The sequence below is a fragment of the Pseudomonas sp. TH08 genome (genome assembly GCF_016651275.1).
Classification (GTDB): domain Bacteria; phylum Pseudomonadota; class Gammaproteobacteria; order Pseudomonadales; family Pseudomonadaceae; genus Aquipseudomonas.
Genome location: NZ_JAEKEE010000001.1, coordinates 922,430 through 944,960, shown reverse-complemented (window position 1 = coordinate 944,960; position 22,531 = coordinate 922,430). Strand labels below are relative to the sequence as shown.

General features: G+C 60.7%; 23 protein-coding genes and 1 other RNA gene. 12 read left to right on the top strand and 12 right to left on the bottom strand.

Annotated features, from left to right (window positions below; genetic code table 11):
* Nucleotides 1-13: 13 nt before the first annotated feature.
* Nucleotides 14-466: an EVE domain-containing protein gene (locus JFT91_RS04510; RefSeq protein WP_201229144.1), complete on the bottom strand. Its 453-nt coding sequence runs from the start codon at nt 464-466 to the stop codon at nt 14-16.
* Between the two features lie 196 nt (nt 467-662).
* On the opposite strand from JFT91_RS04510, the gene JFT91_RS04505 reads away from it, so the two are divergent.
* On the top strand, nt 663-818 hold the full coding sequence (locus JFT91_RS04505) for a hypothetical protein (protein WP_008081430.1): 156 nt from the start codon (nt 663-665) through the stop codon (nt 816-818).
* Between the two features lie 34 nt (nt 819-852).
* Here the strand turns inward: JFT91_RS04505 and JFT91_RS04500 are convergent, their stop codons facing one another.
* The 4 genes from JFT91_RS04500 to JFT91_RS04485 form a co-directional block, all read right to left on the bottom strand.
* Entirely contained in the window at nt 853-1,458 is a 606-nt protein-coding gene (locus JFT91_RS04500; protein ID WP_201231678.1) for a 5-formyltetrahydrofolate cyclo-ligase, read from the bottom strand.
* Nucleotides 1,459-1,536: 78 nt separating this feature from the next.
* Nucleotides 1,537-1,715, bottom strand: a non-coding RNA gene (gene ssrS / locus JFT91_RS04495) — 6S RNA.
* Between the two features lie 30 nt (nt 1,716-1,745).
* Nucleotides 1,746-2,063 (bottom strand): cell division protein ZapA, encoded by a 318-nt coding sequence (locus JFT91_RS04490; protein WP_034151990.1) that lies wholly within the window; start codon nt 2,061-2,063, stop codon nt 1,746-1,748.
* Entirely contained in the window at nt 2,060-2,269 is a 210-nt protein-coding gene (locus JFT91_RS04485) for a TIGR02449 family protein (protein WP_016985919.1), read from the bottom strand. Before JFT91_RS04485 ends, JFT91_RS04490 begins: the two co-directional genes overlap by 4 nt.
* 118 nt (nt 2,270-2,387) lie before the next feature.
* Between JFT91_RS04485 and JFT91_RS04480 the strand changes: the two genes are divergently transcribed.
* The 9 genes from JFT91_RS04480 to gcvH all read left to right on the top strand — a co-directional run bounded on the left by JFT91_RS04480 (nt 2,388) and on the right by gcvH (nt 11,846).
* Nucleotides 2,388-2,948, top strand: coding sequence for a YecA/YgfB family protein (locus JFT91_RS04480; RefSeq protein ID WP_201229139.1), 561 nt, complete (start codon nt 2,388-2,390; stop codon nt 2,946-2,948).
* 27 nt (nt 2,949-2,975) lie between these two features.
* The gene (gene pepP / locus JFT91_RS04475) at nt 2,976-4,310 is read left to right on the top strand and encodes a Xaa-Pro aminopeptidase (RefSeq protein WP_201229137.1); all 1,335 of its coding nucleotides are present in this window, start codon (nt 2,976-2,978) and stop codon (nt 4,308-4,310) included.
* Nucleotides 4,307-5,494 carry a 2-octaprenyl-6-methoxyphenyl hydroxylase gene (ubiH, locus tag JFT91_RS04470; RefSeq protein ID WP_201231677.1) on the top strand — a complete coding sequence of 396 codons (1,188 nt, stop codon included), beginning with the start codon at nt 4,307-4,309 and terminating at the stop codon, nt 5,492-5,494. The genes pepP and ubiH overlap by 4 nt, the downstream gene beginning before the upstream one ends.
* Entirely contained in the window at nt 5,487-5,972 is a 486-nt protein-coding gene (locus JFT91_RS04465) for a DUF4442 domain-containing protein (protein WP_201229133.1), read from the top strand. The genes ubiH and JFT91_RS04465 overlap by 8 nt, the downstream gene beginning before the upstream one ends.
* A gap of 9 nt (nt 5,973-5,981) precedes the next feature.
* On the top strand, nt 5,982-7,199 hold the full coding sequence (locus JFT91_RS04460) for a 2-octaprenyl-3-methyl-6-methoxy-1,4-benzoquinol hydroxylase (protein ID WP_201232236.1): 1,218 nt from the start codon (nt 5,982-5,984) through the stop codon (nt 7,197-7,199).
* 221 nt (nt 7,200-7,420) lie between these two features.
* Nucleotides 7,421-8,425, top strand: coding sequence for an extracellular solute-binding protein (locus JFT91_RS04455; protein ID WP_201146566.1), 1,005 nt, complete (start codon nt 7,421-7,423; stop codon nt 8,423-8,425).
* Nucleotides 8,426-8,557: 132 nt separating this feature from the next.
* Nucleotides 8,558-10,174 (top strand): ABC transporter permease subunit, encoded by a 1,617-nt coding sequence (locus JFT91_RS04450; RefSeq protein WP_201231676.1) that lies wholly within the window; start codon nt 8,558-8,560, stop codon nt 10,172-10,174.
* 156 nt (nt 10,175-10,330) lie between these two features.
* The gene (gene gcvT / locus JFT91_RS04445; RefSeq protein ID WP_201231675.1) at nt 10,331-11,413 is read left to right on the top strand and encodes a glycine cleavage system aminomethyltransferase GcvT; all 1,083 of its coding nucleotides are present in this window, start codon (nt 10,331-10,333) and stop codon (nt 11,411-11,413) included.
* A 49-nt stretch (nt 11,414-11,462) separates the two neighbouring features.
* On the top strand, nt 11,463-11,846 hold the full coding sequence (gene gcvH / locus JFT91_RS04440; protein WP_201229129.1) for a glycine cleavage system protein GcvH: 384 nt from the start codon (nt 11,463-11,465) through the stop codon (nt 11,844-11,846).
* 152 nt (nt 11,847-11,998) lie between these two features.
* On the opposite strand, the gene JFT91_RS04435 is transcribed toward gcvH, so the two are convergent.
* Nucleotides 11,999-13,141: a DegT/DnrJ/EryC1/StrS family aminotransferase gene (locus JFT91_RS04435; RefSeq protein WP_201231674.1), complete on the bottom strand. Its 1,143-nt coding sequence runs from the start codon at nt 13,139-13,141 to the stop codon at nt 11,999-12,001.
* A gap of 156 nt (nt 13,142-13,297) precedes the next feature.
* Here JFT91_RS04435 and gcvP point away from each other — a divergent pair, with 156 nt between their 5' ends.
* Nucleotides 13,298-16,171, top strand: coding sequence for an aminomethyl-transferring glycine dehydrogenase (gene gcvP, locus JFT91_RS04430; protein ID WP_201231673.1), 2,874 nt, complete (start codon nt 13,298-13,300; stop codon nt 16,169-16,171).
* Nucleotides 16,172-16,358: 187 nt separating this feature from the next.
* Here gcvP and JFT91_RS04425 read toward each other — a convergent pair whose 3' ends face one another.
* The 5 genes from JFT91_RS04425 to JFT91_RS04405 all read right to left on the bottom strand — a co-directional run bounded on the left by JFT91_RS04425 (nt 16,359) and on the right by JFT91_RS04405 (nt 20,409).
* Nucleotides 16,359-16,679 (bottom strand): DUF2388 domain-containing protein, encoded by a 321-nt coding sequence (locus JFT91_RS04425; protein ID WP_169843014.1) that lies wholly within the window; start codon nt 16,677-16,679, stop codon nt 16,359-16,361.
* 66 nt (nt 16,680-16,745) lie between these two features.
* A complete protein-coding gene (locus JFT91_RS04420) occupies nt 16,746-17,189 on the bottom strand; it encodes an NfeD family protein (protein WP_201231672.1) in 444 nt (147 codons plus the stop codon).
* Between the two features lie 3 nt (nt 17,190-17,192).
* The gene (locus JFT91_RS04415; protein ID WP_016983812.1) at nt 17,193-18,113 is read right to left on the bottom strand and encodes an SPFH domain-containing protein; all 921 of its coding nucleotides are present in this window, start codon (nt 18,111-18,113) and stop codon (nt 17,193-17,195) included.
* 80 nt (nt 18,114-18,193) lie between these two features.
* Nucleotides 18,194-19,978 (bottom strand): type IV pilus assembly ATPase TfpB, encoded by a 1,785-nt coding sequence (tfpB, locus tag JFT91_RS04410; protein ID WP_201231671.1) that lies wholly within the window; start codon nt 19,976-19,978, stop codon nt 18,194-18,196.
* Between the two features lie 92 nt (nt 19,979-20,070).
* Entirely contained in the window at nt 20,071-20,409 is a 339-nt protein-coding gene (locus JFT91_RS04405; RefSeq protein ID WP_201229117.1) for an ACT-like domain-containing protein, read from the bottom strand.
* Between the two features lie 126 nt (nt 20,410-20,535).
* Between JFT91_RS04405 and JFT91_RS04400 the strand changes: the two genes are divergently transcribed.
* The gene (locus tag JFT91_RS04400) at nt 20,536-21,000 is read left to right on the top strand and encodes an Lrp/AsnC family transcriptional regulator (RefSeq protein ID WP_027610503.1); all 465 of its coding nucleotides are present in this window, start codon (nt 20,536-20,538) and stop codon (nt 20,998-21,000) included.
* Nucleotides 21,001-21,122: 122 nt separating this feature from the next.
* Here JFT91_RS04400 and JFT91_RS04395 read toward each other — a convergent pair whose 3' ends face one another.
* A complete protein-coding gene (locus JFT91_RS04395) occupies nt 21,123-22,493 on the bottom strand; it encodes a CYTH domain-containing protein (RefSeq protein WP_201231670.1) in 1,371 nt (456 codons plus the stop codon).
* Nucleotides 22,494-22,531: the final 38 nt, after the last annotated feature.

Sequence of the window (22,531 nt, the reverse complement as noted above, 5' to 3'; positions counted from 1 at the left end):
GGCGAAGGATTATTCAGGGTTTCAGGGCGATAACCGCAGCCCACTGCTCCGCTGTCACCGGCATCACCGACAACCGTGATCCCTTCTGCACCAACGGCATCTCGGCCAACGCCGTCTGCTGTTTCAGATAATCCAGCTTCAACACCCGCGCAAACGTCTCGACGTGTTCAACGTCAATTGCGCTCCAGGCGTTTTTCTCCGGCGTGGCCTTTGGGTCGTAGTAATGACTCTCCGGCTCCAGTGCGGTGGGATCCGGGTACGCCGCTTCGATTATTTTGCCAATCCCGGCAATCCCGGGCTCCGGGCAGCTGGAATGGTAGAAAAAGAATTCATCGCCCACCGCCATCGCCCGCAGGAAATTGCGCGCCTGATAGTTGCGAACCCCGTCCCAGCGCGCTTTGCCAAGCTTTTCCAGACCTTTGATCGAGAGTTCATCGGGTTCGGATTTCATTAGCCAATAGGCCATGGTTTTTGCTCCTGAGACGGTCATTGGGCAGGTTGTCGGGCAATTTTATGACAAACCGACGGTCGGTTGACGTCAGCGTTTGCGCAGCGGTTCACGTTGCCGCAAAATGCCGGCCTTTAAAGCTTGACGCTGCTGCACGGCCTACGAACGGAAACCGCTGCTGTCATCGTGTTGATGTGCCTTTGGGGGGCAATCGATGAAACGCAAACCGGATTTACTATGGACTTTGGTAATTTTGTTTGGCCTGGGCGTCGTGACCACCGGTTACGCGCAGAGTCTGTGGACAACCAAAGCTGACGCTCCAATCGAAGTCGCGCAACAGGTTCAACAGTCGACCGCGTTCAAGCGCTGAAACTGCACACCCGACGCCGCTGATCTGCGGCGTCCTATCCCGCGAAATACCACGCCTTGTCGCTGACCGTGCCTTGTAACGGCACATCCCAACTTGCCTGCGCCAAGCGTTCGACCTTCTGACATTCATGGGCCAGCCCCAGCAACGTCGGCTTGCGCCAGCTTTTGCGCCGGGCCAGATACGCCAGGCTGCGATCATAAAAACCGCCGCCCATCCCCAGTCGCCCACCGACATCGTCAAACCCAACCAAAGGCAACAACACCAGATCCAGCGCCCAGACCTTGCGTTGCTGCGCCAGATTGGCCCGCGGCTCGAGGATGCGGAAGCGATTGGGTTTGAGTTGTTCGCCGGGACGAATCCGCTGAAAGACCATTTTGGTTCTTGGCCAGGCGCTGAGCACCGGCAGGTACGTCGCCTTGCCCCGACGCTGCGCTTCACGCAGCAGCAGGCGCGGATCGATTTCACCGTCGGTGGGTAAATACAGGGAGATATGTTTAGCCCGGCGAAAGTGCGGGTCTTGCGCCAGTTGCCGGTACAGGCCTTTGGCCGCTTGGCGTTGTTCGCTCTTGGTCAGCGAACGGCGCGCCTTGCGCAGCAGGCGGCGAAGTTGCGGGCGGGGCAGCAGCGCGGGTTCGGTCATGGTTCGGCTTCGGCAGGTGGGACGAAAACGTACGCATAAAAAATCCGATGTCGGATTAACCGACATCGGATTCGAATCAGGCTCCCCGGATGAACCGCTGTCAACTTAGCCCTTGAACCCGAAAGTTCAAGGTGGAAGATGCAGTAGACTTTAAGGCTTTCCGTCTAGCGGACATGCACACCAGCCCAACGTGCAACTTCCAGGGTAGTGCGAATCGGCTCAGGGACATCGTCAACTGGCAAGCACCCCAGGGAGTGCCGCGAGTATACCGCAAGCGGCCAGTCGAATCAGCCCTTGGTAGTGTTCTGATCGTCGGCGAGTACCAGATCGACACGATCGAGCAAGTCGCGCACCTGTTCACGGGTCGAGCCGCTGGCCTGAATGTCCGGGCGCTCTTCTTTGTGCAAGAGGTCGTGAGTGATGTTCAGCGCGGCCATCACGGCAATGCGATCGGCGCCGATGACTTTGCCGCTGCTGCGGATCTCGCGCATCTTGCCATCCAGGTAGCGTGCGGCACTGACCAGATTGCTGCGTTCTTCCTGCGGGCAAATGATCGAATATTCTTTGTCGAGGATTTGCACGGTAACGCTATTGCTTGAACTCATGAGTCTTGCTCCAGGGCCTTGAGGCGCGAAATCATCGATTCGACCTTACGCCGGGCGATTTCGTTTTTTTCAATGAGGTGCGCGCGTTCCTCGCGCCAGGTCTTTTCCTGAGCTAGTAAGAGTGCATTTTGACTCTTTAGTTGCTCGACTCGGCCAATCAGCAGTTCGAGTCTGGCCATCAGCGCTTGCAGGTCGTTGTCTTCCATTGTGTTCACTGTCTGATGGGTTAGCTGGCGGACAGCCTTTAATAGTCTTGGCGAGTCTGTCGATGTAGGATACAAGGCCTTCATTCTAGACATAGCGCCGTCTGGCGCCTAGCTGCCCATGACCATTGCGAATTCCCCGTACCAAGCCTTTGCCACCCTGCTGACCTCCAGCGGCCACAACGTCTCGCCTGCCGAACTGCATGGCGTGCTGCTCGGACGCAGTTGCGCCGGTGCCGGCTTCGATAACGAAGGCTGGCTGATCGACGCCGCCGAACTGCTCGAAGGCGACATTCAGGACAACGTCCGCAACGCCCTGATCGGCCTGCAAGAGATGGTCAAAGGCGAGCTGACCGGCGACGACGTCACCGTTGTTCTGCTGCTGCCGACCGATGACGCGCCGCTGGCTGACCGCGCCGCTGCATTGGGCGAGTGGTGCCAGGGCTTCCTCAGCGGCTTTGGCCTGAACTGCCGCGACAGCAGCATGCTCAGCACCGAAGCCACCGAAGTGCTGCAGGATCTGGCCGCCATTTCCCAGGTGCAAGACGCCCTGGAAGAATCCGAAGACGGCGAGTCCGACTACATGGAAGTCATGGAGTACCTGCGCGTCGCGCCGCTGCTGCTGTTCTCGGAAACCAAGAAAGCCGACGTGCCGCCAGCCGCCAAGCCGTCGCTGCATTAATCGCGTGCCAGGGAAAGCCATCTGCCCATGACCCATATCCCCAAAGCGGAATACAGCCGTCGCCGCAAGGCCCTGATGGCGCAGATGGAACCCAACAGCATCGCGATCCTGCCCGCCGCCGCAGTTGCCATCCGCAACCGCGACGTCGAGCACGTCTACCGTCAGGACAGCGACTTCCAGTACCTCAGTGGTTTCCCCGAGCCGCAAGCCGTCATCGTCCTGATGCCCGGCCGCGAGCACGGCGAATACCTGCTGTTCTGCCGTGAACGCAATGCCGAACGCGAATTGTGGGACGGTCTGCGCGCAGGGCAGGAAGGCGCGATCCGCGACTTCGGCGCCGATGACGCTTTTCCGATCACCGACATCGACGACATCCTCCCAGGCCTCATCGAAGGCCGTGACCGGGTGTATTCGGCGATGGGCAGCAACCCCGAATTCGACCGCCATCTGATGGACTGGATCAATGTGATCCGCTCTAAAGCGCACCTTGGCGCCCAGCCACCGAACGAATTCGTTGCGCTGGATCATCTGCTGCACGACATGCGCCTGTATAAATCGGCGGCAGAAGTGAAGGTGATGCGCGAAGCCGCCCGGATCTCGGCGCAAGCCCATATTCGTGCGATGCAGGCCAGTCGGGCGGGGCTTCACGAATACAGCCTCGAAGCCGAGCTGGATTACGAGTTTCGCAAGGGCGGAGCGAAAATGCCGGCCTATGGCTCGATTGTCGCCGCCGGGCGCAACAGCTGCATCCTGCATTACCAGCAGAATGACGCGTTGCTCAAGGACGGCGATCTGGTGCTGATCGACGCCGGTTGCGAGATCGATTGCTACGCCAGCGACATCACCCGCACCTGGCCGGTCAACGGCAAGTTCTCCGCTGAACAGAAAGCGATCTACGAATTGGTCTTGGCCTCGCAGGAAGCCGCATTCGCTGAAATCGCTCCGAACAAGCACTGGAATCAGGCGCACGAAGCCACGGTGCGAGTAATCACCACAGGGTTGGTGAAACTCGGGCTGCTGCAAGGCGAGGTCGACGAGTTGATCGCCAGCGAAGCCTATAAGGCGTTTTACATGCACCGCGCCGGTCACTGGCTGGGCATGGATGTACACGACGTCGGCGAATACAAAGTCGGCGGCGAATGGCGCGTTCTAGAGGTCGGCATGGCGCTGACCGTGGAGCCGGGCATCTACATTGCACCGGACAATCAGACCGTCGCGAAGAAATGGCGCGGCATTGGCGTGCGCATCGAGGACGACGTAGTGGTGACCAAAACCGGCTGTGAAATCCTCACCAACGGCGTACCGAAAACCGTCGCCGACATCGAAGCGCTGATGGCGCAAGCAAGGACACACGCGGCATGAGTCGAGTCAATCTGGCAATCATCGGTGGCGGTCTGGTCGGCGCCAGTCTGGCGTTGGCCTTGCAGGCCGGGGCCAAGGCGCGCGGCTGGAAGATCGTCCTGATCGAGCCATTTGCCCCCGGCGACAGTTGGCAGCCGAGCTACGACGCACGTTCGTCGGCGCTGTCCTTTGGTTCGCGACAGATTTATCAACGGCTGGGCGTGTGGCAGGAAATCTCCCGTCGCGCCGAGCCGATCAAACAGATCCACGTCTCCGACCGTGGCCGCTTCTCCACCGCGCGTTTGTCGGCGATGGAAGAGGGTGTGCCGGCGCTCGGTTATGTAGTGGAAAACGCCTGGCTCGGCCAGTGCCTGTGGCAGCACATCGATAAAGACGTGATCAGTTGGCGCTGCCCGGCGGAAGTCACGCGCATGGAGCCGCTGCCTGACGGCTATCGCCTGACCCTTAACGATGAAACCACGCTTGAATGCGACCTGGCAGTGCTCGCCGATGGCGGTCGCTCGGGTTTGCGCGAGCAATTGGGCATCAACGTGCGCAAGCGTCCGTACAACCAGAGCGCGCTGATCGCCAACATCACGCCGAGCGAAGCGCACAACGGCGTGGCTTTCGAGCGTTTCACCGACGAAGGCCCGATGGCGCTGCTGCCGCTGCCGGAAAACCGCTGCGCCCTAGTCTGGACCCGTTTGGGCATGGACGCGCAGCGTCTGGCCGATCTGAGCGAACGTGATTTCCTCAGCGAATTGCAGGGCGTGTTCGGTTATCGCCTTGGCACGCTGAAACAGGTCGGCGCACGGCATTTGTATCCGCTGACGCTGGTCGAAGCCGAAGAGCAGGTGCGCTCGCACCTGGCCGTGCTCGGCAACGCGGCGCACAGCCTGCACCCGATTGCCGGCCAGGGTTTCAACCTGTCCCTGCGCGATGCCGATGCCCTCGCGGCCGCGTTGCTTGCCAGCGACAAACCGCTGGGCGATTTCGCCACGTTGCAGGCTTATCGTGAACGTCAGCGTCTCGATCAGGACCTCACCGTCGGGTTCTCCGATCAGGTCACGCGCCTGTTCGGCAGCACGCAGCCGCTGGTTTCGCTGGGTCGTAACATCGGCTTGCTCGGCCTCGATCTGTTGCCGCCGGCCAAGCGCTGGTTTGCGCGTCAGGCGATGGGTTTGGGAACGCGTCCGGATGCTTAAGTGGCTGACCCGAAAATTCGGCAAGGCGCGACTGATGCGCTGGGTCATGACGTGCTACCCGCCATACCTGGGCGCTGGTGTGCGGGTCAGACACATCAGCGATGACTTCCGCGACATTCAGGTGTCGATGGGCCTCGGCTGGTACAACCGCAACTACGTCGGCACACAGTTCGGCGGCAGCCTGTATTCGATGGTCGATCCGTTTTTCATGCTGATGCTCATGGAAAACCTCGGTTCGCGGTACATCGTCTGGGACAAGGCTGCCGACATCGATTTCATTGCGCCGGGCAAAGGTCAGGTGTTCGCCCGCTTCACCATCGACGACACCTTGCTCGACGAGGTTCGCCGGCAGACTGCCAGTGGCGAGAAATACCTGCCGCAGTTGCAGGTCGATATTCATGACGGCGCCGGCAACCTTGTCGCGCGGGTCGGTAAAACCCTTTACGTGCGGCTCAAGCCGCAAGCGAGACAGGCTTAAAGCATGGAAATGCGCGCAGATCTGCTGATTGTCGGAGCTGGAATGGTCGGCAGTGCCCTGGCGCTGGCGTTGCAGGACAGCGGGCTGGAAGTCCTGCTGCTCGACGGCAGCCCGCTGAGCGTCAAACCGTTCGATGCTCAAGCGCCATTTGAGCCGCGTGTCAGTGCGCTGTCGGCGGCCAGCCAACGAATTCTCGAACGCCTCGGCGTGTGGGACGGCATCGCTCAGCGGCGCAGCAGTCCGTACACCGACATGCACGTCTGGGACGGCAGCGGCACCGGGCAGATTCACTTCTCGGCGAGCAGTGTGCACGCCGAGGTACTCGGCCATATCGTCGAGAACCGCGTGGTGCAGGACGCCTTGCTCGATCGCTTGCACGACTGCGATCTGGGCATGCTGGCCAATGCGCGGCTGGAACAGATGCGCCGCTCCGGCGACGACTGGCTGCTGACCCTGGCCGATGGACGGCAATTGCGCGCGCCATTGGTGATTGCCGCTGACGGCGCCAATTCGGCAGTACGTCGCCTGACCGGCGTAGCCACCCGCGAATGGGATTATCTGCACCACGCCATTGTCACCAGCGTGCGCAGCAGCAAACCGCACCAGATGACCGCGTGGCAGCGTTTTACCGATCACGGGCCATTGGCATTCCTGCCGCTGGAGCGTGACGGTCAGCAGGATTGGTGCTCGATTGTCTGGTCGACCACGCCGAGCGAGGCCGAGCGTTTGATGGCGCTGGATGAAGCGGAATTCTGCGCTGAACTGGAGCGCGCCTTTGAGGGGCGTCTCGGCGACGTGATCAGCGCTGATCCGCGACTGTGCGTGCCGCTGCGTCAACGCCATGCCAAGCGTTATGTGGCTGAAGGGTTGGCCCTGATTGGCGACGCGGCGCACACCATTCACCCGTTGGCGGGGCAGGGGGTGAACCTTGGCTTCCTCGATGCAGCGGTGCTGGCCGAAGTGCTATTGCAAGCGGCGGAACGTGGTGAGCGTTTGGCGGATGTGAAAGTGCTGAGCCGTTACGAGCGTCGGCGCATGCCGCACAATCTGGCGCTGATGGCGGCGATGGAAGGGTTTGAGCGGTTGTTCCAGGCTGATCCGTTGCCGGTAAGGTGGTTGCGTAATGCCGGGTTGAAGCTGGTGGAGCAGATGCCCGAGGCCAAGGCGCTGTTCGTGCGGGAGGCGCTGGGGTTGACGGGTGATCTTCCGGCGCTCGCCAAGGCCTGAAATCAATATTGAGGCTGATGGCCTCTTCGCGAGCAGGCTCGCTCCCACAATTGACATGCATTCCAATGTGGGAGCGAGCCTGCTCGCGAAGGCGTCAGCCCAGTCACCGCATCTTTCAACCTGTGCAACATCTGGTAACTCCTTCAAAAAGAGTTCGATTGAGGTGGTAAATGTGAGTCCTTATCATTTGGCCCACATTTTCCGACCGAGAGACCACTCCCATGTTGGCACCCAAGCGTCTTCTGACTGCACTGGCCTTGACCCTGATCGGCAGCACCACGGCCCAGGCCGCTGATGAGGTGGTGGTTTACTCGTCGCGCATCGATGAACTGATCAAACCGGTGTTCGATGCCTACACCGCCAAGACCGGGGTGAAGATCAAGTTCATCACCGACAAGGAAGCGCCGCTGATGCAGCGCATCAAGGCCGAAGGTGAAAACGCCACCGCCGACCTGCTGCTGACCGTCGATGCCGGCAACCTCTGGCAGGCCGAACAGATGGGCATCCTGCAGCCGTTCACCTCGAAGACCATCGACACCAACATTCCCGCCCAATACCGCTCGTCGACCCATGCCTGGACCGGCCTGAGCCTGCGCGCGCGAACCATCGCCTATTCCACTGATCGGGTGAAACCGGGTGAGTTGACCACCTACGAAGCGTTGGCCGACAAGAATTGGGAAGGGCGCCTGTGCCTGCGTACGGCGAAGAAGGTCTACAACCAGTCGCTGACGGCGACCATGATCGAAGTCCACGGTGCCGAGAAAACCGAGAAAATCCTCAAAGGCTGGGTCAACAACCTGTCGACCGATGTGTTCTCCGATGACGTCGCGGTGCTCGAAGCGATCAACGCTGGTCAGTGCGACGTCGGCATCGTCAACACCTACTACTACGGTCGCCTGCACAAGCAGAAGCCCGATCTGCCGGTGAAACTGTTCTGGCCGAATCAGGCTGATCGCGGCGTGCACGTCAACCTGTCGGGTATCGGCCTGACCAAACATGCGCCACACCCGGAAGCGGCCAAGGCTTTGGTTGAGTGGATGACCACGGCTGAGGCGCAAAAGATCTTTGCTGACGTGAACCAGGAATTCCCGGCCAATCCGGCCGTGGCGCCTTCGGAAGAAGTGGCGGCGTGGGGCAAGTTCGTGGCGGATACCTTGCCGGTGGAAGTGGCGGGCAAGCGTCAGGCCGAGGCGATCCGGATGATGGATCGCGCGGGCTGGAACTGAGTCTGCTGTTGTAAAGATCAAAAGATCGCAGCCTTCGGCAGCTCCTACATGAGATCACCTGTAGGAGCTGCCGGAGGCTGCGATCTTTTGCTTTTTCCCTAAACTCCACGATTTTCCCGCGAGACCTTCGAAGTGGCCCACCCCGCCCAACGCCGCTGGTACCCCATCGTCTTCGCCATCGCCGCGTTGGTGCTGTTGCCCCTGAGTGTTCTGCTGCTCTCATGGCAGACCATCGATCAGCAGATCTGGTCGCACCTGTGGGAAACCCAGATGCCACGCCTGCTGGGCAACACCCTGACGCTGGTGCTCGGCGTCGGTGTCGGCGTGACGCTGCTGGGCGTAAGCCTCGCCTGGCTTACGAGCCTCTGTGAATTCCCCGGTCGGCGCTGGCTCGACTGGGCGCTGATGCTGCCGTTCGCCATCCCGGCTTATGTGCTGGCCTTCGTTTTCGTCGGCCTGCTGGATTTCGCCGGCCCCGTGCAAACCCTGTTGCGCGAATGGTTTGGCACAGGTCTGCGTCTGCCGCGTGTGCGCTCCACCGGCGGGGTGATTATCGTGCTGGTGCTGGTCTTCTATCCCTACGTTTACCTGCTGGCGCGTACTGCGTTTCTTGCTCAGGGCAAAGGTCTGATGGAGGCCGCGCGGGTGCTTGGGCAATCGCCGTGGCAAGCGTTCTGGCGCGTGGCATTGCCGATGGCGCGCCCGGCCATCGGTGCCGGCGTGGCGTTGGCGCTGATGGAAACCCTCGCCGATTTTGGTGCGGTGTCGGTGTTCAACTTCGACACCTTCACCACAGCGATCTACAAAACCTGGTACGGCTTCTTCAGCCTGCCCAGCGCGGCGCAACTGGCCAGCCTGTTACTGCTGGTGGTGATGCTGGTGCTCTACGGCGAACGTCGCGCCCGCGGCGCAAACCGCGCAAGCAACGAGCGGCCACGGGTCAAAGCCCTGTACCACTTGCGCGGGCTCAAGGCGTTCGCGGCGATGAGCTGGTGCGGCCTGGTCTTCGCCTGCGCGTTCGTCATTCCGATGCTGCAATTGATCGTCTGGTTCTGGCAGCGTGGGCGCTTCGATCTGGACGAGCGTTACGCCGGGCTGATCCTGCATACCCTCTATTTAGGTGGCATGGCCGCATTGATTACCGTCAGCGTCGCTTTGTTGCTGGTCTTCGCTCGCCGGTTGGCGCCAACGCAGGCGATCAACTCCGGGGTCGGTCTGGCCAATCTTGGTTATGCGTTGCCGGGGTCGGTGCTGGCGGTGTCGATCATGCTGGCTTTCAGTTATCTGGATCGCGAGCTGGTCATTCCGCTCTCGGGCTGGCTCGGTGGCGCGGGCAAACCGTTGCTGCTCGGCAGTCTGGCGGCGTTGCTGATGGCCTATCTGGTGCGCTTCATTGCCGTGGCGTATGGCCCGCTGGAAAGCAGCCTGGCGCGTATACGGCCGTCTTTGCCCGAAGCGGCACGTAGCCTGGGTGTCAGTGGGCCGCGACTGTTTTTCAAAGTGTATCTGCCGCTGTTGCTGCCCGGCACCTTGAGCGCGGCGTTGCTGGTGTTCGTCGATGTGCTCAAGGAAATGCCCGCGACCCTGCTGATGCGCCCGTTTGGCTGGGACACGCTGGCGGTGCGGATCTTTGAAATGACCAGCGAAGGGGAATGGGCGCGCGCGTCGTTGCCGGCACTGACCCTGGTTTTGGTGGGTCTGTTGCCGGTCATTGGCCTGATCCGCCGCTCGGCGCACCGAAACACTTAGTCGTCAGTCCTGAATCATGCGGCTACAATGCGCGGCATTCGGTGCGGATCGTCTGACAGACCCGTTCGCTGGAATCGGCTGAGAGCCTTGTATTTCAAGGCTTTCACTCCGTACAGCGGCTGTCCGCACCTTCGCCACGCCCGGAAGGAGAAACCCATGGGACAGCGTACGCCTCTGTATGACCTGCATCTCGCCCTCGGCGCGAAGATGGTCGATTTTGGCGGTTGGGACATGCCACTGCATTACGGCTCGCAGGTCGAGGAGCACCACGAAGTGCGCCGCGATTGCGGGGTGTTCGATGTATCCCACATGACCGTGATCGATGTTGACGGCCCACAGGCCAAAGCCTGGCTCCAGCACTTGCTGGCCAATGACGTCGAGCGCCTGCACCGCCCCGGCCGAGCGTTGTACAGCACCATGCTCAACGAGCGCGGCGGCATCGTCGACGACATGATCGTCTACCGCCTCGACGACGGCTATCGTCTGGTGGTCAACGCCTCTACCCGCGATCAGGATCTGGCCTGGATGAACGCGCAGCTCGGCGATTTCGACGTGCAATTGCACGAGCGCTCAGAGCTGGCGATGCTGGCCATTCAGGGCCCGCAGGCCCGGCACAGGATTGCCGAACTGGTGACCCAGTCCCGCGCCACGCTGATCCAGCAGCTCAAACCTTTCGAAGCCTACGTCGACGGCGACTGGTTCATTGCCCGTACCGGCTACACCGGCGAAGACGGTCTGGAAATCGCCCTGCCGGCCGATCAGGCCCCGGCGTTCTTCAATGAACTGGTGGGGGCCGGTATTTCCCCGATCGGCCTCGGTGCCCGCGACACCTTGCGCGTCGAGGCCGGGATGAACCTCTACGGTCAGGACATTCATCAAGACGTTTCGCCGCTCGCCTCGAACATGGCCTGGAGCATTGCCTGGGAACCCGCCGCCCGCCAGTTCATCGGCCGCGCTGCGCTGGAGGCGGAAAAAGCCGCTGGCGTTGCGCACAAACTGGTCGGTCTGGTGCTGGAAGAACGCGGTGTTTTGCGCGCTCATCAAGTGGTTCGTATCGCCGATGTTGGCGAAGGGGAGATCACCAGTGGTAGTTTCTCTCCTACGCTGAGCAAATCGATTGCCCTGGCGCGTGTTCCGATGGCAACCGCCGACCGCGCCGAAGTGGAAATCCGTGGCAAGTGGTACCCGGTACGGGTGGTCAAACCGACCTTCGTACGCCATGGCAAAACTTTGATCTAACCTTTTTTGGCGGGCATGACCGCTGACCCAATTCCTGAGGACACCGAAGATGAGCAATATCCCCGCTGAACTGCGTTTTGCCGAAAGTCATGAATGGGCGCGTCTGGAAGCTGACGGCACCGTCACTGTGGGCATCAGCGATCACGCGCAAGAAGCGCTGGGTGATGTGGTGTTCGTCGAGTTGACCGAAGTCGGCAAGGTATTCGCCGCCGAAGATCAGGCCGGTGTGGTCGAGTCGGTGAAAGCCGCTTCCGACATCTATTCGCCGATCAGCGGTGAAGTGATTGCAGTCAACGAAGAACTCAGCGGCTCGCCAGAGCTGCTGAACTCTGACCCTTACGGTGCGTGGATCTTCAAGCTCAAGCCAAGCGACAAGGCTGAGCTGGACAAGCTGCTCGACGCCGCTGCCTACAAAGCCGCCATCGGCGAATAACCCTGTGGCGAGGGGATTTATCCCCGATGGGGGCGAAGCCGCCCCCAAATGCTGCTTCGCGGATTATCCAGCAGACCCAACGCGGTGGAATACGACGGCTACGCCGCCGATCGGGGATAAATCCCCTCGCCACAGTTGGGTGTGCCTGCCTGTCAGGCTTCGCGCAATACGGTTTTTACTGCGGCCACTGAACGCTCGACGTCGTCCTTGTTCATGCTGGTAAACATCGGCAGCGAGACGATCAGCCGTCCGACACGCTCCGCCACTGGCAACATCCCTTCTTTGCAACCGCGCTCGCGATACAAACTCAGCAAGTGAATCGGCGGGTAGTGATAGCCGATGCCGACACCATGCGCCTGCATCTGCTCCATGAACGTCGCCCGCGCCGGTAAGCCATCCCCACGTTCTGGCAATACCAGCTGAAACAGGTGCCAGTTGCTGTTATCGAAATCCGCCGGCGGCAGTTGCGCGCCATAAACCGCTTCGAAGTCATCGCAAAAACATTTGAAGTAATGCCGAGCCAGTTCACGGCGATGAGCGGTCAGCGCTTCAATGTGAGCGAATTGCCCGAGGCCGATGGTGGCCGCAACATCCGTCATGTTGAACTTGCCGCCCAACACATCAACGTCCAGACCGTCGAAGCCATTACGCGTCACGCCCTGCAAGCGGTACTTCTCGGCCAGCCGTGCTTCTTCAGGTGTGTTCAGCACCAGGCATCCGCCTTCGGAGCAGGTGACATTCTTGTTCGCCTGAAAACTGAACGACACGAAGTCGCCCGTGGCGCCGATGCGCTGGCCGTTCCAGCTCGATCCCAGGGCCTGAGCGGCGTCTTCGACAATGCGCAGATTGTGTTTGCGGGCAATGGCGTAGAGACGATCCATGTCCACCGGCAAACCGGCGAGATACACCGGAATCAGCGCTTTGGTGCGTGGTGTAATCGCCGCTTCCAGTTGATCCAGATCGATGTTGCGGGTCACCGGGTCGATGTCGGCAAACACTGGCGTGGCGCCGACTTCAAGGATCACATTGGCCGTGGCCACCCAGGAAATCGGCGTGGTGATGACCTCGTCGCCGGGGCCGATGCCGGCGATGCGCAAGGCGATTTCCATGGTGCAAGTGCCGGAATTGAACGTGCGCACAGGGCGCCCGCCGAAGTACTCCGACAGCTGCGCTTCAAAGGCCTGAACCTTTGGCCCACTGGTAATCCAGCCGGAGCGCAGCACGTCGCCAACGGCGGCAATCGTCGCTTCATCGATAACGGGTTTGGAGAAAGGCAGAAAGGGCAGTTGGCTCATGGGGCTTCGATCATCCGAGGGTTGGATGCCTGAGGCAGGCGTCACAGCATGGCCCGGAACACCCTCGGCCGCCAAGCCGTGCGCGTCGTTATCGGCTGCTATGCTGGTTTGACCGTGTTGCATTGACGCCGAGCGCCAGCCAAGAGAGAGCCCGTCATGTCCCAGTTGCCGTCCCTGAGCCAGTTACGCGATCCCGAGGCCTTCCTGCGCCGCCACCTCGGCCCCGACGCCGCCGAGCAGCAGGCGATGCTCGACAGCCTTGGCCTCGGCAGTCGGGTCGAACTCATCGAGCAAACCGTGCCGCCGGGTATCCGCTTCAATCGCGCACTGGATCTGCCGCCAGCACTGGACGAGCCAGCGGCGCTGGCCAAACTGCGTGGGTATGCCGAGCAGAATCAGCTTTGGACCAGCCTGATCGGTATGGGCTACTACGCCACCCTGACGCCGACGGTGATCTTGCGCAATGTGCTGGAAAATCCCGGCTGGTACACCGCCTATACGCCCTATCAACCGGAGATCGCCCAGGGGCGGCTCGAAGCGCTGCTGAATTTCCAGCAATTGACCATCGACCTCACCGGCCTGGAGCTGGCCAACGCTTCGTTGCTCGACGAAGCCACTGCGGCTGCCGAGGCCATGGCGCTGGCCAAGCGTGTAGCGAAGTCGAAGAGCAATCTGTTTTTTGTCGACGAGAACTGCCATCCGCAAACCATTTCGGTGGTGCAAACCCGTGCTGAAGGTTTCGGTTTCGAGCTGATCGTCGACGCTGTGGATAACTTGAAACAGCACCAGGTGTTCGGCGCGCTGCTGCAATACCCCGATACCCACGGCGAAATCCGTGATTTGCGGCCGCTGATCGACCATTTGCATGCGCAACAGGCGCTGGCTTGCGTCGCCACGGATTTGTTGAGTTTGCTGTTGCTGACGCCACCGGGCGAGTTGGGCGCCGATGTGGTGTTCGGTTCGTCCCAGCGCTTCGGCGTGCCGATGGGGTATGGCGGCCCGCATGCAGCGTTTTTTGCCAGCCGCGAAGAATACAAACGGGCGATTCCCGGCAGAATCATCGGCGTGTCGAAAGACGCCCGCGGCAACGTCGCGTTGCGCATGGCCCTGCAAACCCGCGAGCAACATATCCGCCGCGAGAAGGCCAATTCGAACATCTGCACGGCGCAAGTGCTGTTGGCCAACATTGCCAGTTTCTACGCGGTGTACCACGGCCCGGAAGGTCTGAAACGGATCGCCCAGCGCGTGCATCGGTTGACCTGCATTCTGGCGGCGGGTCTTGAGCGTCGCGGGATCAAACGGCTCAACGCACAGTTTTTCGACACGCTGACACTCGACGTTGGCGGCGTGCAAACCGCGATCATCGAAAGCGCCCAGAGTGCGCAGATCAATCTGAGAATTCTCGGCCGTGGCCGCGTCGGTCTGAGCCTCGACGAAACCTGTGATGAAAACACCGTCGCGCGGCTGTTCGATGTGCTGCTAGGTGCCGATCATGGAATGAACGTCGCGGAACTTGATGCTGAAGTGCTGGCTTCAGGCATTCCCGACGACTTGCAGCGCAACACGCCTTATCTGCGGCATCCGGTGTTCAACGCCCATCACAGCGAAACCGAGATGCTGCGTTACCTCAAGCAACTGGAGAACAAGGATCTGGCGCTCAACCAGTCGATGATTCCGCTGGGCTCCTGCACCATGAAACTCAACGCCACCAGCGAGATGATCCCGATCACCTGGCCGCAATTCGCCAACCTGCATCCGTTTGTGCCTCGCGAGCAGGCCATTGGTTACACGCTGATGATCGAGGAGCTGGAGCGTTGGTTGTGCGCGATCACCGGGTTCGATGCGATCTGCATGCAACCCAACTCCGGCGCTCAGGGCGAGTACGCCGGGCTGCTGGCGATCCGCAAATATCATGAGAGCCGTCAGCAGGGCGCGCGCGATATCTGCCTGATTCCCTCCTCGGCCCACGGCACCAACCCGGCCTCGGCACAGATGGCCGGGATGCGCGTGGTGATCGTGGAATGCGACGAGGCCGGCAACGTCGATCTGGAGGACTTGAAGAAGAAAGCCATCGAAGCGGGGGATAAATTGTCGTGCCTGATGGCGACCTATCCGTCGACTCACGGTGTGTACGAGGAGGGCATCAGCGAGATTTGCGAGGTTATCCACCAGCATGGCGGTCAGGTGTACATGGACGGCGCCAACCTCAATGCGCAAGTCGGGCTGGCGCGGCCGGCAGACATTGGCGCCGATGTCTCGCACATGAATTTGCACAAGACCTTCTGCATTCCCCATGGCGGTGGCGGGCCGGGCATGGGGCCGATTGGCATTCGCGCGCACCTTGCGCCGTTCGTCGCCAATCACCCGGTGGTGCCGATTGACGGGCCGCTCGCGCAGAACGGCGCGGTCAGCGCGGCGCCGTGGGGAAGTGCGAGTATTCTGCCGATCAGCTGGATGTACATCGCCATGATGGGCCCGCAATTGGCCGATGCGAGTGAGGTGGCGATTCTCGCGGCGAATTATCTGGCGCAGCATTTATCCGGCGCGTTTGCGGTGCTGTACACCGGGCGCAATGGGCGGGTGGCGCATGAATGCATTCTTGATCTGCGACCATTGAAAGCGCAGACCGGGATCAGCGAGGAAGACGTCGCCAAGCGGCTGATGGATTACGGCTTTCACGCGCCGACCATGTCATTTCCAGTGCCGGGGACGTTGATGGTCGAACCGACCGAGAGTGAGTCCAAGGCGGAACTGGACCGTTTCATCGGCGCGATGCTGAGCATCCGCGCAGAAATCACCGAGGTGCAGAATGGCAACTGGCCGGCGGAAGACAACCCGCTGAAACGAGCGCCGCATACCCTCGCGGATGTCACCGGGGTGTGGGAGCGGCCGTACAGCATCGAGCAAGGCATTACCCCGGATGCGCACACCAAGGCACACAAATATTGGCCGGCGGTGAATCGGGTGGATAACGTCTATGGCGATCGCAATCTGTTTTGCGCGTGCGTCCCGGTGGACGATTACCGCTGATCTTCAGGTTCCACAGAACCCTTGTAGGAGTGAGCCTGCTCGCGATAGCGGTCGATAAGTCACCGCAGATATTGCCTGACACACCGCTATCGCGAGCAGGCTCACTCCTACAAGGGAGCGCGGTGCGATCAAAAAACGAACAAAAAAATGCCGCTCATTTGAGCGGCATTTTCTGTTGGCGCAAGGCTTACTCGGAAGCCACGGCGTTCTTCGCCAGAATCGCATTGGCCAATTCCATATCGGTCGCCTGCAAGCCCGGGTTATCGGCGCGCACTTTCTGCATCGCCGCTTCCAGATACGGCCCACGAATGCCGCCGTCACTGGCGACGAAGCTGCCGGCATCGTCCTGCGCGGCGACGATCAGCTTGTGATCCTTGAAGGTCAGGTAAGTCGAGCCGGTGGTTGCACCGGACGAAATGACGTTACGCCAAAAGCTGTCGGCCATCGCTGAGCCAACAGGAAGGGACAGCAAGGCCAGGGTGGCGACAGCAAGTTTGAGACGCATGATTAGGTGACTCCTGGGGGTTAACTATGGCGTTGGATCGTCATTTTCCCGATCCGGTTCCGTGCCGGGCTATTCGGCGTGTTCCACTAGCAAAACCGCGCCCTGCTGCCCGGTCACGCGCACGCGTTCGCCGAGCGCTGTGTCCGGCCCGCGAGCGATCCACACGCCATCGGCCACCTTGATCTTGCCGCGACCGTCGACAATCGCCTCACTGACCACGAACACTTTGCCGATCAATTCCTGACCGCGCAGGTTCAGCAGTGGTTGATCGCTGCTGCGCACTGCCGTGCGCTGACGGCGCCACCAATACAGCGCCGTGAGAATTGAAAACACGGCAAACAGCAGCAGTTGAATCTCCCACGGCAGGGTTGGCAACACGAACGTAGTGACGCCCACAGCGGCCGCTGCCATGCCGATCCACAACAGGTAGCCGCCCGCCCCGAACACTTCGAGGATCAGCAACATGGTGCCCAGCCCCAGCCAACTCCAGAAGGTGAACAGTTCGGTTGGCATGACTCAGGCCTTCTTGCCGTCGAAGGTCGCCTTGACGATTTCGCCGATCCCGCCCACGGCGCCGATCATCGAACTGGCTTCCAGCGGCATCAGGATCACTTTGCTGTTGTTGGCCGACGCCAGTTTGCCCAGCGCGTCGATGTATTTCTGTGCAACGAAATAGTTGACCGCCTGAACGTTACCGCCAGCGATGGCCTCGGACACCACTTTGGTCGCCTGAGCTTCGGCTTCGGCCTGACGCTCACGGGCTTCCGACTCGAGGAATGCGGCCTGACGACTACCTTCGGCTTCGAGAATCTGTGCCTGCTTCTTGCCCTCGGCGGTGAGGATCGCCGAGGCGCGCAGGCCTTCGGCTTCGAGGATTTGCGCGCGTTTGATCCGCTCGGCTTTCATCTGCCCGGACATCGCCGCCATCAGATCGGCAGGCGGGCTGATGTCCTTGATTTCGATCCGGGTGATCTTGATGCCCCACGGCGCGGTGGCTTCGTCGACGGTGCGCAGCAGACGTTCGTTGATGTTGTCACGCTGGCTGAGCATCGCATCGAGTTCCATCGAGCCGAGCACGGTGCGGATGTTGGTTTGCAGCAGATTACGAATGGCGTGCTCAAGGTTGTTCACCTCGTACGCTGCCTGGGCGGTGTTCACTACCTGGAAAAAGCACACCGCATCGATCTGCACCGTAGCGTTGTCGGCGGTGATGACTTCCTGCGGCGGGATATCCAGCACGCTTTCCATCACGTTGATCTTGCGCCCGATCCGGTCCATCACCGGAATGATGATGTTCAGCCCAGGCTTGAGGGTGTTGGTGTAGCGACCGAAGCGCTCGACCGTCCACTCGAACCCTTGCGGCACGACTTTGAAGCCCATGAACAGGATGGCGACGGCCAGGGCCACAAACAGTAAAAGTACACTTCCGGTCTGCATAACGATTCCTTGTTGGATAGATCAGTGGTGCAAGTGTAACGGCGTGGCCCGGGGTTAAGAACTGATTGATGGCAATTTGCTCATTTCTGCTCGCTCTGCGGCGTCACTCGCAGCACCTCCTCAACCGTCGTCAGCCCCGCTGCGACTTTCTGCGCGCCGGACAGGCGCAGGCTGCGCATACCTTCCTTGAAAGCCTGACGACGGATCGCCGTGAGGTCGGTGTCGGGGGTGATGAATGCCTTGAGGCTGTCGCTCAGTTGCATGATTTCGTACACCCCGGCGCGACCGTGATAACCGGTGTCGCGGCATTCCACGCAACCGATGGCCCGTTGCGCATTGCCCGGCAATGGCGCTTGCCAGGGGCGGGTCAGGGTTTGCCAATCTTCTTCCTCCAGCGCCAGCGGTACTTTGCAGTGCGGGCACAAGGTGCGCACCAGACGCTGGGCCATGACCCCGAGCACGGTGGCTTTGATCAGGTAATGCGGCACGCCGAGTTCGAGCAGGCGACTGATCGCACTGGGGGCGTCGTTGGTGTGCAGGGTCGACAACACCAGATGCCCGGTGAGCGCCGCCTGAATGGCCATTTCGGCGGTTTCGAGGTCACGGATCTCGCCAATCATGATGATGTCCGGGTCTTGTCGCATCAGTGCGCGCACCCCGGCGGCAAAGCTCAGGTCGATGTTGTGCTGGACCTGCATCTGATTGAACGCCGGTTCGACCATTTCGATCGGGTCTTCGATGGTGCAGAGGTTGACCTCCGGCGTCGCCAGTTTTTTCAGCGTGGTGTACAGCGTGGTGGTCTTGCCCGAACCAGTCGGCCCGGTGACCAGAATGATCCCGTTGGGCTGGCGGGTCATGTCTTGCCAGCGCCGCAGGTCGTCGGCGCTGAAGCCCAGTTGATCGAAATCCTTGAGCAACACTTCCGGGTCAAAAATCCGCATGACCATTTTTTCGCCGAACGCAGTAGGCAGCGTTGAAAGACGCAACTCGACCTCACCGCCGTCCGGGGTCTTGGTCTTGACCCGGCCATCCTGGGGTTTGCGTTTTTCGGCGACGTTCATCCGCCCGAGGCTTTTCAGGCGGCTGACAATCGCCATGGTCACCTGCGGCGGGAATTGATAGACGTTGTGCAGCACGCCGTCGATGCGAAAGCGCACGGTGCCTTGCTCACGCCGAGGTTCGATGTGGATATCGCTGGCGCGCTGCTGGAAGGCGTACTGGAAGAGCCAATCGACGATGTTGACGATGTGCGCGTCGTTGGCGTCCGGCTCCTGATCGCTGGCGCCGAGGTTGAGCAACTGTTCGAAGTTGCCGAGGTTGCCGCTCTGGGTGTCGGCATTGCTGGCGCCGCTGACCGATTTCGCCAGTCGAAAGAACTCGACGCTGAAGCGCTGGATGTCCGCCGGGTTGGCCACCACCCGTTTGATCGGCAGCTTCAAGACGTGAGTCAGATCGGCTTCCCATCCCGTGACATAGGGCTGGGCGCTGGCCACGGTGACCGCATCGCGGTCGACCGCCACGGCGAGAATCTTGTGCCGTTGGGCAAAGGCGTAGGACATCAACGGAGTGATGGCGGCAACGTTGATCTTTAGCGGATCGATGCGCAAATACGCCTGGCCGGCCTGCTGCGCCAGCCACAGAGTCAGGCTTTCCAGGTCGAGGTGTTTGCCTGGGCGACTGAGGTCGTCGAGTTGCTGGCTGGCGATAAATTCCAGCGGATGCATCTGACCGTGGGCGGCGTGGCGGCGCCGGGCATTCAGCGCCTGTTCCGCCGCGTCCTGACCGATAAAGCCTTGGGCGACCAGTTCTCGCAACACATCGTTGAGTTCCAGCCAGCGGTCCTGAGTGACGAGTTGAACGGACATGCGGGCTTCCTTTTAAGCGACATTGCGCAAAAGGATAGTCGTGGGCGGGCAGACCGTTGGGCCACTACCCGACGAAGCCGTTGCCGGATTTGTCAGCCGGCCGCTTGCGCTGGCGCGGCCCAGGCGCTGTCGGCATTTTGCAGATTCACCGAGCAGACGCTGATCAGGTTACGAAGTTTTTCCGCGATCACTTGCGCGCGGTGCCAGCTCAAGCCGCCCATGACCAAGTCGATCGACAGCAGATCGTCCAGCCGTTGCACGTTGACCTGTTCGGGCGTGAGGAACTGCAGCGCGAACAGGTTGAGCACCCGCACCAGCAAGTCCGGCTCGGCCTCGGCAAGAATCTGATACTGCGCCAGGCAGTGGGCATTGCTGACGTTCCAGACATCGGCGCGGGTTGGCGCGCTGTTCACGGCTTCGAGATGCGGCATAAGAAGTCTCCAAAATCACTGGAGGAATTTTTACATTCGATGCGGGGTATTTCTTGGCTATGATCGGCGTTATTGGCGGTTGATCGAATGGATTGATTCGCAAGGTGTTTGATTAGAGGTTTTTTTATGCACAGTGAACTGGACAGCTACGACCGCAGGATTCTCGCCCTGCTGCAAGAGGACGCTTCGCTGTCGAGCGCGCAGATCGCCGAACAGGTCGGCCTGTCGCAATCGCCTTGCTGGCGGCGGATTCAGCGGATGAAGGAGGAGGGCATCATTCGCGGGCAAGTGACCTTGCTTGATCGCAAGAAGATTGGCCTGAATACGCAAATCTTTGCCGAGATCAAACTCAATGCGCACGGGCGCTCGAACTTCACAGAGTTCACCGAGGCGATTCGCGGGTTCCCGGAAGTGCTGGAGTGTTATGTGCTGATGGGCGCGGTGGATTTTCTGTTGCGCATTGTCGCGGCGGACATCGAGGCGTATGAGCGGTTCTTCTTCGAGAAACTCTCGCTGGTGCCGGGGATACAGGAAGTGAACTCGATTGTGGCGCTGTCGGAGATCAAATCCACCACCAGCCTCCCGGTTTAGTGCGGCTGGCCTTTGTGGCGAGGGGATTTATCCCCGTTGGGCTGCGAAGCAGCCCCAGCTCTTCAATAAAAGCAGGGCCGCTGCGCGCCCCAACGGGGATAAATCCCCTCGCCACAGGGTAATTACATGCGCAGCAGCATTTTCCAGGCACGGTTCTGGTAAACCGCAATTGCCTGCTGCTTGCGCGCATCGAGCAGTTCGTCAGTGATCGTCGGCTCGTTGGCCAACTGTGCCAACTTGTTCAGCTCGCCGTACAGACGATCCATTTCCGGGATCTCCAGCACGTTACGCGCGTGGTGCAGCCAGACCTGAATGCGCTCGATACGCGGCAGTTGTTCAGCCAGATCTTCTGGCTGCTGCTGATAACGCTGCAATTGCAGGGCAGTCGCTTCTTCGCCCAATGTGCGCGGCAACCAGCTGTGCAATTGCGCGCCACCCTGACGGTTGCCCCGCACGTTACGGTCAGCGGTCCATGTGCGGGCCAGCAACCAGCGCGACGTGGTCAGCGAGAACAGGCCCCAGCGCGGGTCTTCGAGTTCTTCGAGGAATTGCTCCGGCGCGGCTTTGCGTACGTCTTCGTCTTCGATACCGGCCTGCACCAGCGGGCGCCAGTCTTCCAGCAAGGCATCGAGGGCCACGCGCAGGTCGTGCGTCGCCTGACGCGGTGCAGCCTGGCCGAGGCTGCTGAGCAGGGCGCGCATTTCCGCGAGGTTTTCAACCCAGTCGAGCAACAGGCGCCAGTGGCCGTTGAAACGGTATTGCTCAGCCAGACGCTGGCTGCTGCCAAGCAAGTGCCAGCTCAGCGCAGCGAAAGCGTCGTCGAGTTGAGTTTCCGGGGTCAGCTCAGGCGCTGGCAGGCTCAGCGAGTAGCTGTTGGCGTCGTACAGACGATAGCCGCGCTCAGCCTTGCTGATGTCGCACGGCATCAGCGCCAGGGTTTCGGCCAGTTCAGCGGCCAGCTCCAGCAGCGCGGCAGGCTCGCCCTCGCGCAGTTCCAGTTCCAGCTCGCAGATTTCTTCTTTCTGTTTGCCGACCACTACATGACCCAGGTCCAGCGCTGCTTCGATGACCACTTTGGTCTTGCCACGGCCCCAGGCGATTTCGGCGCGCTCGCGAACGAAATCGGTGGTGAAGATCGGCTTGAGGGTTTTCTTGTCCAGCTCGGCCAGCGACTCGGGCCAGCATTCGCCGTCGAGTTTCTTTACGTCGAGCTTGGCTTTCGGCAACTTCCAGTCGTATTCATTACGTTCGGACAGCCCGGCGACGCTCTGGCCACGGGTCTTGAGGGTCTGAATCACCTCGTCGCCATCCTTGCGCAGGCGCAGGGCAACTTTGGCCTGGGCCAGATCGCGCTCGGGCGTGTCGAAGTACTGATTCATCAACTCACGGCGTTCCCAGCCACTTTTGTTGCGTTTTTTCAGTAACGGGTGCTCGCGCAGAGCGGCGAGGGTTTCGCGGCTGACGCGGAGTTTGATTTCGGTTTCTTTCTGCATGGCCGGAAAATCCAGGATCGGGAGCGCAGCCGGGGGAA

Excerpts from the sequence above, each read along its gene's own strand:
- JFT91_RS04510 (WP_201229144.1), bottom strand. The coding sequence starts at position 466 with ATGGCCTATTGGCTAATGAAATCCGAACCCGATGAACTCTCGATCAAA.
- JFT91_RS04505 (WP_008081430.1), top strand. The coding sequence starts at position 663 with ATGAAACGCAAACCGGATTTACTATGGACTTTGGTAATTTTGTTTGGC.
- JFT91_RS04500 (WP_201231678.1), bottom strand. The coding sequence starts at position 1,458 with ATGACCGAACCCGCGCTGCTGCCCCGCCCGCAACTTCGCCGCCTGCTG.
- JFT91_RS04490 (WP_034151990.1), bottom strand. The coding sequence starts at position 2,063 with ATGAGTTCAAGCAATAGCGTTACCGTGCAAATCCTCGACAAAGAATAT.
- JFT91_RS04485 (WP_016985919.1), bottom strand. The coding sequence starts at position 2,269 with ATGGAAGACAACGACCTGCAAGCGCTGATGGCCAGACTCGAACTGCTG.
- JFT91_RS04480 (WP_201229139.1), top strand. The coding sequence starts at position 2,388 with ATGACCATTGCGAATTCCCCGTACCAAGCCTTTGCCACCCTGCTGACC.
- pepP (WP_201229137.1), top strand. The coding sequence starts at position 2,976 with ATGACCCATATCCCCAAAGCGGAATACAGCCGTCGCCGCAAGGCCCTG.
- ubiH (WP_201231677.1), top strand. The coding sequence starts at position 4,307 with ATGAGTCGAGTCAATCTGGCAATCATCGGTGGCGGTCTGGTCGGCGCC.
- JFT91_RS04465 (WP_201229133.1), top strand. The coding sequence starts at position 5,487 with ATGCTTAAGTGGCTGACCCGAAAATTCGGCAAGGCGCGACTGATGCGC.
- JFT91_RS04460 (WP_201232236.1), top strand. The coding sequence starts at position 5,982 with ATGCGCGCAGATCTGCTGATTGTCGGAGCTGGAATGGTCGGCAGTGCC.
- JFT91_RS04455 (WP_201146566.1), top strand. The coding sequence starts at position 7,421 with ATGTTGGCACCCAAGCGTCTTCTGACTGCACTGGCCTTGACCCTGATC.
- gcvT (WP_201231675.1), top strand. The coding sequence starts at position 10,331 with ATGGGACAGCGTACGCCTCTGTATGACCTGCATCTCGCCCTCGGCGCG.
- gcvH (WP_201229129.1), top strand. The coding sequence starts at position 11,463 with ATGAGCAATATCCCCGCTGAACTGCGTTTTGCCGAAAGTCATGAATGG.
- JFT91_RS04435 (WP_201231674.1), bottom strand. The coding sequence starts at position 13,141 with ATGAGCCAACTGCCCTTTCTGCCTTTCTCCAAACCCGTTATCGATGAA.
- gcvP (WP_201231673.1), top strand. The coding sequence starts at position 13,298 with ATGTCCCAGTTGCCGTCCCTGAGCCAGTTACGCGATCCCGAGGCCTTC.
- JFT91_RS04420 (WP_201231672.1), bottom strand. The coding sequence starts at position 17,189 with ATGCCAACCGAACTGTTCACCTTCTGGAGTTGGCTGGGGCTGGGCACC.
- JFT91_RS04415 (WP_016983812.1), bottom strand. The coding sequence starts at position 18,113 with ATGCAGACCGGAAGTGTACTTTTACTGTTTGTGGCCCTGGCCGTCGCC.
- tfpB (WP_201231671.1), bottom strand. The coding sequence starts at position 19,978 with ATGTCCGTTCAACTCGTCACTCAGGACCGCTGGCTGGAACTCAACGAT.
- JFT91_RS04405 (WP_201229117.1), bottom strand. The coding sequence starts at position 20,409 with ATGCCGCATCTCGAAGCCGTGAACAGCGCGCCAACCCGCGCCGATGTC.
- JFT91_RS04400 (WP_027610503.1), top strand. The coding sequence starts at position 20,536 with ATGCACAGTGAACTGGACAGCTACGACCGCAGGATTCTCGCCCTGCTG.
- JFT91_RS04395 (WP_201231670.1), bottom strand. The coding sequence starts at position 22,493 with ATGCAGAAAGAAACCGAAATCAAACTCCGCGTCAGCCGCGAAACCCTC.